Source organism: Nocardiopsis sinuspersici, assembly GCF_001998325.1.
Lineage (GTDB): Bacteria > Actinomycetota > Actinomycetes > Streptosporangiales > Streptosporangiaceae > Nocardiopsis > Nocardiopsis sinuspersici.
The window spans coordinates 1,002,850-1,015,640 of record NZ_MCOK01000001.1; the positions used below are offsets into that span (position 1 = coordinate 1,002,850).

Consider the following 12,791-nt stretch of genomic DNA (forward strand, 5'->3'; position numbering starts at 1 on the left):
CGGGAGCCGGCCGCCCCGCCGCCACGGAGGCCGAAGGCGTCCTAGGGCCTGGTCATCTCGTGGAGGACGGCTCCGGCGATGAGGCTGTGCCCCCGTGTGGGGTGGTGCTCGTCGAGAGTGCGCAACACCCTCTGTTCGAGGGCGCGGCGGTGGGGCTCCTCCAGCGCGTCGTGGAGCCAGCGGTTGCCGTGCGAGAGCAGCCAGTCCCAGTGCGCCCGGGGCCCGTCGAGGGGAAACTCGGCCTCCGTGGCGGCCGTGCGCGTGTACCGCAGCCCGGACCGCTCGGCGAGCTCCTCCCAGGAGGGGCTCGTCCCGCCGCCCATCCCGGCGGGTGCGTCCAGGGTGTGCGCGGACCCGAACTCGTCGAGGACCTCCCCGTAGCGCGACCACCATCCTCCGTCGGCGCTGGGGCCGGGAACGGAGAAGGCGAGGGTTCCGCCGGGCCGGAGCACCCGGGCCGCCTCGCGCAGCGCCGCGCCCGGATCCGGCAGGATGTGGAGCAGGAATCCGCTGAGCACCGCGTCGCGGGAGCGGTCGGGCAGGTCGAGCGCGGCGGCGTCCATAGCACGGGCCCGCAGCCCCGGGACCGGCAGCGCCGCCAGGGCGTCGACCATCCTGGGTGAGACGTCCACGGCGAGGATCGCGCACGAGGGGCCCAGCGCCTCTGCGACGGCGAGGGACACGGCTCCGCGTCCGCCGCCGAGGTCCAGCAGCCGTGCGCCGGGAGGCGGCCCGGCCCAGGCCGTCAGCCGCCGCGCGAAGGTGGCGAAGAAGGGCACCGACTCGTCGTAGACGTCGGCCACCGAGTCGAAGAGGTCCGCGGCGGAGTGTGCCATGGCAGGCAGTCTCCACGTGTTCCGGTGGTTCCTCCACCGGTTTTCCCCGGGAGGCGCCCACCGCACGGGCTTCTAGACCACGTGCGGCGGATCCACCCTCACCTGCGCCAGGTGCTCGTCCCGGCGTGCGCTGCGGGCCGAGGCCGCCGCCTTCAGCGACCGGGTCAGCGCGCCCACCCCGGCGCGGGGCACCCGCAGCAGCGCGCGCTCCGTCTGGTGGGTGCCGTCCGGGCCGACCGCGCGGTCCGAACCCACCGGCACCGGCCCCAGCAGCTCGGCGCCCTCGGGCAGCTCGATCTGGTCGAGCAGCTCGCGCACGTGCTCGGGGCCGCCGGTGACCGAGGCCATCGACACCGCGGGGGGAAAGCCCAGCTCCCGGCGTTCCGCCAGCTCACGCTCGGCGAAGCCCGCCGGGTCCCAGCGCACGAGCGACTGCACCACCGGCAGCGAGACGTCGGCCGACACCACCACCGTGCCGCCCGGCCGCACCAGCGCCGCCGCGTTCAGCCAGCGCCGCAGCGCCTCCTCCGAGGCGCGCAGGTCCATCCGGTTCAACAGCGCCCAGCCGTCCAGCAGCACCGCCGCCGCGTACCCGTTCTCGGCCACCGGTTCCGCGCCCGGGGTCGCCACCACCAGCGACGGCGTGTCCGCCACCCGCGACAGGACCTCCTCGCGGCCCGAGGTGCGCACGGTCAGCGAGGGGAAGGCCCGGCCCAGCTCCTCGGCGGTGCGGCGCGCGCCCACCACCACGGCGCGCATGCGGGTGAGGCCGCACTCCGGGCACGCCCACTGGCCGGCCACCCGGCCGCACCAGCCGCACGAGGGCATGGCGTGCGATCCGCGCACCGCGAGCGGGCCCCGGCAGGAGTCGCAGCGGGCGGGCTCGCGGCATCCGGCGCACGCAAGCGTGTTCAGGTAGCCCCGGCGCGGCACCTGGAAGAGCACCGGGCCGGTGCGGGCGGCCTCGCGCGCGGCGCGCAGGGCCAAGCTCGGCATCCGCGCCGACCGCGCCGCCTCGTCGCGGGCCAGCTCCCGGTCGTCCCCGGCCGCCCGCACCACCGGCGCGCGGCGGCGCAGGGTCGTCCGGTCGGCGGTCAGGGGGTGCGCCCACCCCGACTCGACGAGCAGTTGGGTGTCGGTGGTGCGGGTGTGCCCGCCGATCAGGGCACCGGCGCCCGCGCGGTGCGCGCGCATCGACAGCACCGTGCGCGCGTGCGGATAGGGGGCGTGCGGGTCGACGTGCACGTCGTCGCCGTCGTCCCACAGCACCACCAGTCCCAGGTCACGGACGGGCGCGAACACCGCCGCGCGCGTGCCGACCACCACCCGGACCCGCCCGCGCAGCACCGAGAGCCAGCGCCGGTACCGCTCGGCGGGTCCCAGGTCGGCGGTGAGCGCCACGTGCCGGCCCCCGCCGAGGCGGCGGCCCAGCGCGGCGTCGACGGCCTCGACGTCGCGGCCGTCGGGCACCACGACCACGGCGCCGCGCCCCGCCGCCAGGGTCGCCCGCGCGGCGACCGCCACCGCCTCCACCCAGTCCGTGCCGGGCAGGGCGTTCCACACCGCGCGGGCGGGCTGGCCCTCGTGCAGTGCCCGCAGGAAGGAGGGGCCCTCGGGATAGTCCGCCCAGGGCCCGGGCTCCACCCCGTCCGGGGCCGCCCCGGCACTCTCCAGGCCGGAGGCCCCGTCCTCCGCGGCCGCGGGTTCCTGCGCCGCGTCCGGAGGTTCCCCGGCCGTGTCCGGGTCGGCGTCGGCCTCCCGCGCCGGAGCGGCTTCGGAGGCGGCCGCGGAGGCCTTGGCCTCCTCCTTCTCCACGCGGGCGTGGCGGGGCGGCACGGCCAGGCGCAGCACGTCGCTCAGCGTGCCCGCGTACCGGTCGGCGACCGCGCGGGCCAGTTCCAGGGTCTCGGGGGTCAGCACCGGCTCCGGCGAGACGACCGCCTCCAGGTACGCCAGCCGTCCCGCGAACTCCGAGGTCTCCACCCGCTCGGCCAGGAAGCCGTTGAGCTGGCGGTTGTTGAAGCGCACCCTCACCCGGCAGCCGGGCACCGCCGCCTCGTCCATGTCGGCCGGCACCCGGTAGTCGAAGTACCGGTCCAGGTGGGGCAGCGGGGTGTCCACGACCACGCGCGCGATCGGGAGCCGCTCGGCGGGCCTGCGCGGGGCCGGACGGCGGGACTTCCTGGCCGCCGGGGCCCCGCTCTTCTCCGGAAGGTCGAAGAGGGCCCCGTCGGGCTGGCCGGGCTGCGTTGTCATCGCTTTCTGTCTACCAGAGGCCTGCGACACCGCTTTCGAGCGCGGCGGGTCCGGCGGCCTCCACGGACACGGCGACACCGCTCCCGCACGGGCGGGTCCCGCTCCCGGCGACTGGTAGAAATGGGAACCCGACAGACCGCGCTCGTGGGCTCTTCCGCCTCCCCCGACCGGGCCCCGCGCACGGGGACCCGGGCCGCGGACACCCGTGGGCGGTCCCGGGCCAGTGAATGGGGATATAAGCATGAAGCTCGTCTTCGCCGGAACACCACAGGTGGCGGTGCCGTCTCTGCGGGCGCTGCTCGACTCCGACCACGAGGTCGCCGCCGTGGTCACCCGTCCCGACTCCCGCTCCGGACGCGGCCGGAGGGTCTCCGCCAGCCCGGTCGGCGAACTCGCCGCCGGCGAGGGCATCGAGGTCCTCAAGCCCGCCAAGGCGGGCGACCCCGAGTTCCTGGAGCGCCTCGCCGAGATCGCCCCCGACTGCTGTCCCGTCGTCGCCTACGGCGCCCTCCTGCCGCAGTCCGCGCTCGACGTCCCCAGCCACGGCTGGGTCAACCTGCACTTCTCCCTGCTGCCCGCCTGGCGCGGCGCCGCGCCGGTGCAGCACGCGATCCTGCACGGCGACGACATCACCGGAGCCTCCACCTTCCAGATCGTCAAGGAGCTCGACGCCGGGCCGGTCTACGGAACCCTCACCGAGAACGTGCGCCCCACCGACACCAGCGGTGAACTCCTCGAACGGCTCTCGGTCTCCGGCGCCGAGCTCCTCGTGCGCACCCTCGACGGCATCGCCGCCGGGCGGCTCAGCCCCGTCGAGCAGCCCGCCGACGGCGTCTCCTACGCCGCCAAGCTCACCCCCGAGGACGCCGAACTCGACTTCACCGCCCCCGCCCTGCGCGTGGACAGGGTGGCCCGGGCCTGCACCCCCGCGCCCGGCGCCTGGACCACCTTCCGCGGCGGCCGCCTCAAGGTCGGCCCCCTCACCCCCCTCCCCGACGCCGACACCCCGGCGCTCGACCCCGGCCAGCTGCACGTCGACAAGAAGCGCGTCGTCGTCGGCACCAGCACCCATCCGGTCGCCCTGGGCGAGGTGCAGCCCCAGGGCAAGCGCGCCATGGCCGCGGTCGACTGGGCACGTGGCGTGCGTCCCACCGAAGACGACCGCCTGGGCCGCTGAGCTGCCGTAGTCTCGACCTGGCGGGCCGAAGCCCGCCAGGGAACACGACCCAGGCCCCGTCCCCGGTTTGTTGAGGCACACACGTTGAGCGAGCAGTCCCGATCCCCGTACCGCCACCCTCGCAGGGGCGGCAGGCCCGGCCAGGGCGGCCAGGGCAGGTCCGGACCGCCGCCCGCGCCCCGCGATCCCGCGCGCCGGGTCGCCTACGACGTGCTGCGCGCGGTCGACCAGCGCGACGCCTACGCCAACCTGCTGCTGCCCTCCCTGCTCGGCGAGCGCGGCATCAGCGGCCGCGACGCCGCGCTGGCCACCGAGCTGACCTACGGGACCCTGCGCCTCCAGGGCTCCTACGACGCCGTCCTGGAGCGCTGCGTGGACCGCACGCTCTCCTCCGTGGACGTCGAGGTGCTGCCGCTGCTGCGCCTGGGCGCCCACCAGCTGCTGTCCACCAAGATCCCGCCGCACGCCGCCGTCAGCGCGACCGTGGACCTGGCCCGCAGGGTCGTCGGCCACCACCGCGGCCGGTTCGTCAACGCGGTCCTGCGCAAGGTGTCCGCCCGTGACCTGGACGCGTGGATGTCCGTGGTCGCCCCCGACCGCGCCGTCGACCCCAGCGGGTACCTGTCGGTCGTGCACAGCCACCCGCGCTGGGTGGTCAAGGAGCTGGCCCGGGCGCTGGGGGAGAGGTCCAAGGACGGCCTGGTCAGGACCGAGCACCTGCTCGCCGCGCACAACGAGCGCCCCCGGGTCACCCTCGTGGCCAAGCCGGGCCGCGCCACCGTCGCCGACCTGGTGGCCGCCGGTGCCGAGGAGGCCCGCTACTCGCCGTTCGCCGCCTACCTGCCCGAGGGCGATCCCGCCTCGATCCGCGAGGTGCACCAGAACCGCGCCGCGGTCCAGGACGAGGCCAGCCAACTGGTCGCCCTGGCCCTGACCAGGGTCGACGTCCGCGGTGACGACGCCCGCTGGCTGGACATGTGCGCCGGTCCGGGCGGCAAGGCCGCCCTGCTGGCGTCCCTGGCGGGACAGCGCGACGCCCGCCTGCTGGCCGCCGAGGTGCAGCCCGCGCGCGCGGGCCTGGTGGCCAGGTCGGTACGCCGTGCCCCGCGCGACGCGGGACGGGTCGTGGTCGCCGACGGCACCGCGCCCGCCTGGAGCCCGGGGGCCTTCGACCGGGTGCTGGTGGACGCCCCGTGCACCGGTCTGGGCGCGCTGCGCCGCCGTCCGGAGTCGCGCTGGCGGCGCACCGAGTCCTCGGCCGCCGACCTGTCGCCCCTACAGCACGCCCTGCTGAACAGCGCCGCCGACGCCGTCCGTCCCGGCGGGGTGGTCGCCTACGTGACGTGCTCGCCGCACCTGGACGAGACCGACGCGATCGTTCGCGGAGTCCTCTCCGAGCGAGACGACCTCACGCTGCTGCGCGCCGCCGACCACCTGGACGAGGTCCCCGACCTCGCGGCAGGCCCCGAGGGGAGGTACGCCCAGTTCTGGCCGCACGTCCACGGGACCGACGCGATGTTCCTGGCGCTGTTCCGCAGGGGCGGGGAGGCCTGAGCGCCCGGACCCCGGTCCGTGCCCCCGGTCCGCGTCCCCGGGAAACCTGGTGAATCTACGCCGTAAAGGTGCCGGACGAACGTTCTGTTCGTTTCGTGGGAAAGGAACGGACGGACCCCGTCCGACCGCGTACACGCAGTTCGGAGCCGCGTGGTTACACTGCACGCGTGACCATCCAGATCTCACCCAGCATCCTGAACGCCGACTTCGCGCACCTCGCCGACGAAGCGGCCGCCGTGTCCCCGTCCGCCGACTGGCTCCACGTCGACGTGATGGACAACCACTTCGTCCCCAACCTGACCCTGGGACTGCCCGTCGTCGAGTCCCTGCTCAAGGCGACCGACACCCCGCTGGACTGTCACCTGATGATCGAGGAGCCCGACCGGTGGGCCCCGGCCTACGCCGAGGCGGGCGCGGGCAGCGTCACCATCCACGCCAAGGCCGCCGGCGCCCCCGTGCGCACCCTGCGTGAGATCCGCCGCCTCGGCGCCCGCGCGGGCCTGGCCCTCAACCCCGGCGAGGCGGTCGAGCCCTACGCCGACCTCATCGGCGAGATGGACATGCTCCTGCTCATGACCGTCGAACCCGGGTTCGGCGGCCAGAAGTTCCTCGACATGGTCCTGCCCAAGATCCGCAGGGCGCGCGAGCTCCTCGACAGCCGCGACGCCTCCGTCTGGCTCCAGGTCGACGGCGGTGTCAGCGCCGAGACCATCGAGCGCGCGGCCGAGGCCGGGGCCGACGTCTTCGTCGCCGGTTCGGCCGTCTACGGGGCCCAGGACCCGGCGGGGGCCGTCGAGTCCCTGCGCTCCCTGGCCGCGGAGGCCTCCGGACGGAAGTGACCCCGGTCGGAACCCGGCAGACCCGGCCGGCCCGCCTCCGCCTCCCGGTCCGCCCGTGCGCAACGATCCCGACACGGCCCGTGCGCGGGTGGCACGCGGGCGGCCCACGGCCCTAGGCTGTGCGACTCGTAGTCGTTGATTTCGCTTGGTCGCGGCTCCGTCTTCCCCTCCGCGTCCACGCGTGCGGGGGAGCGGCGCGGCGTGAGCGCGTTGCCAGGCGCGGACCCGTGAGGAGTACGCGTTGAACGATCGGACGGCCGAGCAGGGGGTCGCGGACGTGCTGTGGGAGGCGGAGGCCACTCCCGTCCTGTGGCTCCAGGGGCTGGGGGACTGGCTCGCCTATCCGCTGGGGGCGGTCACCCATCTCGGCTCCCACGCCGTCGTCATCGTCGGGCTCACCCTGGTCTTCTGGTGCCTCAGCCCGGGGCTGGGCGTCCGGCTCTTCGTCGTGGTCGCCTCCTCCAGCGTGCTGAACTACCTGTTCAAGTCGGTGCTCTACGGTGCGCGCCCCTCCTGGTTCGACGCCCGGATCAAGGCCCACGTGAGCCATGGCAGCTTCGGCGTCCCCTCCGGGCACGCCCAGGGCGCCATGGTCGCCTGGGGCTACCTCGGTCTGCGCTCCGGCCGCCGTGCCGTGCTGTGGGCGGCCGCCGCCGTCATCGCGCTCGTCGCCCTCTCGCGGGTCTACCTGGGCGCGCACTTCATCAGCGACGTCCTGGCCGGCCTGCTGCTGGGCGCGCTCGTGCTGTGGGCGGCCCTGCGCTGGGAGGAGCGGATCACCGCCTGGTGGCTGGGGCTGAGCACGGCCCGCTGGGTGGGCTGTGCCCTCGCCCTCACCCTGCTGCCCTGCGTGGCCGCGACCCTGTGGCAGCTGCTGGTGCGCGACGGCTGGACGGCTCCCGTCGCGTGGACCGGCGCCATCCCCACCGACCCGGCCGGGGAGACCCTCACCGGCCTGTACACCGCCTCGGGCACCCTGCTCGGCGGGCTCTGCGGCTTCACCCTGCTCGCCGGACGCGGCTGGTACAGCGCCCGGGGCACCCTCGTCTCACGGGCCGCCCGCTTCGTCCTCGGCATCTCGGTGATCGTGCTCGTCCAGGTGGTCGTCGACGTGCTCTTCGGCGAACTGTCCGGTCCGGCCGCGTCCGCCGCGGCCTTCCTCGCCTACGCCGGGATCGCCTTCTGGGCCTCCTACCTCGCCCCGGAGATGTTCGTGCGCAGCGGCCTGGCCGAGCGGCCCGGACCCCCGGATCCGGCCGGCGACTCCGCCCGCGGACCCGTGGGAGACGGTGACCGCGCCACCGGTGACACACCCGAAGACGCCTCCGCCGACACGTCGTCCGACACCTCCGCAGATCCCTCTGACAGGGGCGAACGCGGATGATTCGTGTCACACGGGCTATGTGTTCCGGCTGACGAGGGGTTAGGATCCGAATCGTTGAGACAACAGTCAAACACGTGCTCCGGGGTCGGTGTAATTCCGAACCGGCGGTGACAGTCCGCGACCCGGCCGAATCCATCGGCCGGTTGAACCGGTGAGATTCCGGTACCGACGGTGAAAGTCCGGATGGGAGGCAGTACGTGTCGGGACGGTCCGCCTGTCGCAGCGCCCCTCGCGCGCGGTAGAGCCGGTGCCGCCTTGCCGTGGACCCGTTCCACACCCCTGACGCCCCGGAGCCGACCAGGCGAAGGAAGGCAAGGGCGTGTTCACCGGAATCGTGGAAGAACTCGGCGAGATCGTCTCCATCGAACCAGCGGGCGGCCAAGCCCTGCTCCTGACCGTGCGCGGACCCCTGGTCAGCTCCGACGTCGGCCACGGCGACTCCATCGCGGTCAACGGCGTGTGCCTGACCGTCGTCGGCCGCGACGGGGACACCTTCACCGCCGACGTGATGAAGGAGTCGGTGGACCGCTCCAGCCTCGGCTCGCTCACCGTCGGCTCCCCGGTCAACCTCGAACGCGCCGCCCGCGTGGACGGCCGCCTCGGCGGCCACATCGTCCAGGGCCACGTCGACGGCACCGCCTGCCTGCTCTCCCGGAATCCCGGCGACAACTGGGACGTTCTGCGCTTCGGGCTGTCAGCCCACCTCTCCCCGTACGTGGTCGAGAAGGGCTCCGTCACCGTCGACGGCACCAGCCTCACCGTCTCCGCGGTCAGCGACCCCGGAGCGCGGGAGGAGTTCTTCGAGGTCAGCCTGATCCCCGAGACCCTGCGGGCCACCACCCTGGGGGGCCTCACCGCCGGAACCACCGTGAACATCGAGGTGGACGTCATCGCCAAGTACGTCGAGCGCATCACCGCCGTGGCTTCGGCCCGTCCACGGGCGTGAGCCCCGACCCGGCACACGGCACCAGGGGGCGGACCCGCGCGGGCGGGCCGCCACCCGGCACACCATCTCCACCCACGAGTCACCCCAGGGAGCGGCAATGACCGTCACCGACGCCACCCCGGCCACCACCGAGACCGACCAGGCCGTCGTCCTCGACCCCATCGAGGAGGCCATCGCCGAGTTCGCCGCCGGGCGGGCCGTCGTGGTGGTGGACGACGAGGACCGCGAGAACGAGGGCGACATCATCTTCGCCGCCGAACTCGCCACACCCGAACTCCTGGCGTTCATGATCCGCCACACCTCCGGCGTGGTGTGCGTGCCCATGGAGGGCGAGGACCTGGACCGCCTCGACCTGCCCCTGATGACCGCGCGCAACGAGGAGAGCCTGCGCACCGCCTACACGGTCACCGTCGACGCCCGCGAGGGGGTCACCACCGGCATCTCCGCCGCCGACCGCGCCCGCACCATCCGCCTGCTGGCCTCGGCCGGAACCCGTCCCACCGACTTCGTGCGCCCCGGCCACATCCTGCCGCTGCGCGCCCGCCCGGGCGGCGTCCTGGCCCGGCGCGGACACACCGAGGCCTCCGTCGACTTCGCCCGGCTGGCGGGTCTGCGCCCCGCGGGCGTGCTCGCCGAGGTCGTCAACGACGACGGCACCATGGCACGCCTGCCGCGGCTGCGCGAGTTCGCCGACGAGCACGGGCTCAAGCTGGTGTCGGTGGAGCAGCTGGCCGTCCACCGCGCCGCTCTCGGCGAGGTCCTCACCGACGACGAGGCCCACCCGCCGCTGGTCACCCGCATGGTCGAGACCCGGATGCCCAACAAGTACGGGCAGTGGCGCGCGATCGGCTTCAAGGGCACCACCGACGGCGCCGAGCACGTCGCGCTGGTCTACGGCGACCTGTCCGACGGCGCCGACGTCCTGGCACGCCTGCACTCGGAGTGCCTCACCGGCGACGCGTTCGGCTCCCACCGCTGCGACTGCGGTGCCCAGCTGGACGCCGCCATGGCCGACATCGCCGAGGAGGGGCGCGGCGTGGTGGTCTACCTGGGCGGGCACGAGGGCCGCGGGATCGGCCTGCTGCACAAGCTGCGCGCCTACAGCCTCCAGGACCAGGGCGTGGACACCGTCGACGCCAACCTGCGCCTGGGGCTGCCCGCCGACGCCCGCGAGTTCGGCGCCGGCGCCCAGATCCTCACCGACCTGGGCGTGTCCTCGGTACGGCTGCTGACCAACAACCCCGACAAGGCCGAGGGGCTGGAACGCCACGGCGTGCGGGTCGGCGAGCGGGTGGGCATGCCCTCCTTCGTCACCGAGGACAACCTCACCTACCTGCGTACCAAGCGCGACCGTATGGGCCACGACCTGACCGGCGTCGCCCGTTGAGACCGGTCCCCGGAACCGGCGGGACCCCGCGGGGCGGCCCGGTCGGCCCCTCCGCGGCACAGACAGAAAGCAGGACCCATGAGTGGTGAAGGACGTCCGGACGAGCAGGCCGTGGACGCCTCGGGGATGTCGGTGGGCATCGTCGTGACCCGCTGGAACGCCTCCCTCGTCCAGCCGATGCTCGCCAACGCCCTGGACGTGGTGAAGGCCTCGGGGGTGGTCGAACCCGCCGTGGTGGAGGTCGCCGGGGCGGTCGAGATCCCCGTGGTCGCCCAGGAGCTGGCCCGGCAGCACGACGCCGTGATCGCCCTGGGCGCGGTCATCCGGGGCGGCACGCCCCATTTCGACTACGTGTGCCAGTCGGTCACCCACGGCCTGACCGAGGTGGCCCTGCGTCACTCCACCCCCGTCGGTAACGGCGTGCTCACCTGTGACACCCTGGAGCAGGCGCGTGACCGCGCCGGCCTGCCGGGGAGCGCCGAGAACAAGGGCGCCGAGGCCGCGCTGGCCGCCCTGGACACGGCGGTGGTCCTGCGCGGTCTGCGCCGCTGACCGGACCGGGTCGCGCGGAAACGGTGTTCCCGGTGGTCGGGCGGTCGCCCGGCCACACGGGCCGGTCAGGAGTGGAGTAGTCGGTGCGGACGAGGGAAGAGCCCGTGGACGAGGCGTCGAAGCGGCCGGTCCTGCCCAGGACGTGGCGGCCCCGGTCGGTGCGGTGGGTCGCCTACGGCCTGGCCCTGCTGATCGTGGCCACCCTGACGGTGCTCGCCGTGATCATGCCGGGGGAGTGGGGGCCGATGGACCGGTTCCTGATGGTGGGCACGGGCCTGGTCATCGCCGCCGCGCTGCACCTGCTCGCCCGGCCCCGGCTGGTGGCCGCCGAGGAGGGTGTGACGGTGGTCAACAGCATCCGCACCCACGTGCTGTCGTGGGCCGAGGTGGTGGACATCCGGATGCCGACCGGTGAGCCCTGGCCCTCGGTGGACCTGTCCGACGGCACGACCCTGGCGGTGATGGGCATCCAGAGCGCCGACGGCGAACTCGCCCGGCGCGGCCTGGCGGAGTTCCGCGCACTGCTGCACGACCGCGGCGAGGCCCAGGAGCCCGGATACTCGTAGGAACCTCCCGAGGGAGGCGCCGGATTCTTGAGGATCGGGGACTCCCGCGGTGTTGCGTGAGCCACGTAGTTTGGTACTGGGAGCCACCTGACCGAACGTGGAAGAAGGTACCGCGTGCGCGACATCCGAGCGGCCGTGTCCGACCTGTACGCCTCAGGCGAGACGTTCGCGCTGGCCACGGTGATCGACACCTACAAGAGCGCACCGCGCGACGCCGGCGCGGCGATGCTGGTCAGCGCCTCCGGCGAGGTCGTGGGAAGCGTGTCCGGCGGCTGCGTGGAGGGCGCGGTCTACGAGGAGGCCCTGGAGGTCATCCGCACGGGCGTGCCGGTGCGCCGCACCTACGGGGTCAGCGACGACGACGCCTTCAGCGTGGGGCTGACCTGCGGCGGGACCCTGCACATGTTCGTCGAGCCGATCAGCAGGGCCACCTACGCCCAGCTCGGCTCGGTGATCGGCGCCGTCGACGAGCATCAGCCCGTCGCCGTGGCCACCATCGTCTCCGACCCCTCCGACGAGGGCCGGGTGGGGCGGCGCCGCGTGATCTGGCCCGGCCACGCCGAGGGCGACCTGGGCAGCGACCGGCTGGCCGACGCGCTGGACGACGACGCGCGGGGCATGCTCGCCCAGGGCAGCACCGGCCTGCTGCGCTACGGGAGCGACGGGCAGCGGCGCGGCGACGCGCTGGAGGTCTTCGTCCAGTCGTTCGCGCCCGCGCCGCGCATGCTGGTGTTCGGCGCGATCGACTTCGCGGCGGCCGTGGCCGACCTCGGCACCTACCTGGGCTACCGGGTGACGGTGTGCGACGCCCGGCCGGTGTTCGCCACCGCCAAGCGGTTCCCCACCGCCGAGGAGGTGGTGGTCAAGTGGCCGCACGTGTTCCTGGACGAGATCGCCGACGAGATCGACGAGCGCACCGCCGTCTGCGTGCTCACCCACGATCCCAAGTTCGACGTGCCGGTGCTCAGGGCCGCCCTCGGAACCCGCGCGGGCTACATCGGCGCGATGGGGTCGCGACGCACCCACGAGGACCGGCTGGAGCGGCTGCGCGAGGCGGGGGTGGAGGAGGAGGCGCTGGAGCGCCTGCACTCGCCGATCGGCCTGGACCTGGGGGCGCGCACCCCGGAGGAGACGGCGGTGTCGATCGCCGCGGAGCTGGTACGCGACCGGTGGGGCGGCAGCGGCCGCGCGCTGCGCGAGACCAGCGGACGCATCCACCACGACACGCCGAAGGCGTCCCTCATTCCGGCCGGATTCGGTCACTCAGCAGAGTGAACCGAAACCCGTTCCGGGT

The 12,791-nt window shown here is 74.2% G+C and carries 11 protein-coding genes and 1 riboswitch; of the genes, 9 read left to right on the forward strand and 2 right to left on the reverse strand.

Going from position 1 to position 12,791, the window contains the following annotated elements; translation table 11 throughout:
* Positions 1-41 precede the first annotated feature (41 nt).
* Positions 42-836, reverse strand: coding sequence for a class I SAM-dependent methyltransferase (locus tag NOSIN_RS04220; protein ID WP_077689474.1), 795 nt, complete (start codon positions 834-836; stop codon positions 42-44).
* A 72-nt stretch (positions 837-908) separates the two neighbouring features.
* Positions 909-3,092 carry a primosomal protein N' gene (locus tag NOSIN_RS04225; RefSeq protein WP_077689475.1) on the reverse strand — a complete coding sequence of 728 codons (2,184 nt, stop codon included), beginning with the start codon at positions 3,090-3,092 and terminating at the stop codon, positions 909-911.
* A gap of 241 nt (positions 3,093-3,333) precedes the next feature.
* On the opposite strand from NOSIN_RS04225, the gene fmt reads away from it, so the two are divergent.
* From fmt to NOSIN_RS04270, 9 genes are all read left to right on the forward strand, one after another.
* Entirely contained in the window at positions 3,334-4,269 is a 936-nt protein-coding gene (gene fmt / locus NOSIN_RS04230) for a methionyl-tRNA formyltransferase (RefSeq protein WP_077689476.1), read from the forward strand.
* A gap of 84 nt (positions 4,270-4,353) precedes the next feature.
* A complete protein-coding gene (locus tag NOSIN_RS04235; RefSeq protein WP_077689477.1) occupies positions 4,354-5,823 on the forward strand; it encodes an RsmB/NOP family class I SAM-dependent RNA methyltransferase in 1,470 nt (489 codons plus the stop codon).
* Between the two features lie 167 nt (positions 5,824-5,990).
* Positions 5,991-6,662 carry a ribulose-phosphate 3-epimerase gene (gene rpe / locus NOSIN_RS04240; RefSeq protein WP_077689478.1) on the forward strand — a complete coding sequence of 224 codons (672 nt, stop codon included), beginning with the start codon at positions 5,991-5,993 and terminating at the stop codon, positions 6,660-6,662.
* Between the two features lie 241 nt (positions 6,663-6,903).
* Entirely contained in the window at positions 6,904-8,046 is a 1,143-nt protein-coding gene (locus NOSIN_RS04245; RefSeq protein WP_077689479.1) for a phosphatase PAP2 family protein, read from the forward strand.
* A gap of 70 nt (positions 8,047-8,116) precedes the next feature.
* A riboswitch (FMN riboswitch) is annotated at positions 8,117-8,247 on the forward strand.
* 118 nt (positions 8,248-8,365) lie between these two features.
* Positions 8,366-8,992, forward strand: coding sequence for a riboflavin synthase (locus tag NOSIN_RS04250; protein ID WP_077689480.1), 627 nt, complete (start codon positions 8,366-8,368; stop codon positions 8,990-8,992).
* A 97-nt stretch (positions 8,993-9,089) separates the two neighbouring features.
* Positions 9,090-10,379, forward strand: coding sequence for a bifunctional 3,4-dihydroxy-2-butanone-4-phosphate synthase/GTP cyclohydrolase II (locus NOSIN_RS04255; protein ID WP_077689481.1), 1,290 nt, complete (start codon positions 9,090-9,092; stop codon positions 10,377-10,379).
* A 78-nt stretch (positions 10,380-10,457) separates the two neighbouring features.
* Positions 10,458-10,931, forward strand: coding sequence for a 6,7-dimethyl-8-ribityllumazine synthase (ribH, locus tag NOSIN_RS04260; protein ID WP_077689482.1), 474 nt, complete (start codon positions 10,458-10,460; stop codon positions 10,929-10,931).
* Between the two features lie 104 nt (positions 10,932-11,035).
* Positions 11,036-11,497: a PH domain-containing protein gene (locus tag NOSIN_RS04265; protein ID WP_077689483.1), complete on the forward strand. Its 462-nt coding sequence runs from the start codon at positions 11,036-11,038 to the stop codon at positions 11,495-11,497.
* 114 nt (positions 11,498-11,611) lie between these two features.
* Positions 11,612-12,772, forward strand: a complete 1,161-nt coding sequence (locus NOSIN_RS04270) for an XdhC family protein (protein ID WP_077689484.1) — start codon at positions 11,612-11,614, stop codon at positions 12,770-12,772.
* Positions 12,773-12,791 lie beyond the last annotated feature (19 nt).

Excerpts from the sequence above, each read along its gene's own strand:
- ribH (WP_077689482.1), top strand. The coding sequence starts at position 10,458 with ATGAGTGGTGAAGGACGTCCGGACGAGCAGGCCGTGGACGCCTCGGGG.
- NOSIN_RS04255 (WP_077689481.1), top strand. The coding sequence starts at position 9,090 with ATGACCGTCACCGACGCCACCCCGGCCACCACCGAGACCGACCAGGCC.
- NOSIN_RS04225 (WP_077689475.1), bottom strand. The coding sequence starts at position 3,092 with ATGACAACGCAGCCCGGCCAGCCCGACGGGGCCCTCTTCGACCTTCCG.
- fmt (WP_077689476.1), top strand. The coding sequence starts at position 3,334 with ATGAAGCTCGTCTTCGCCGGAACACCACAGGTGGCGGTGCCGTCTCTG.
- NOSIN_RS04220 (WP_077689474.1), bottom strand. The coding sequence starts at position 836 with ATGGCACACTCCGCCGCGGACCTCTTCGACTCGGTGGCCGACGTCTAC.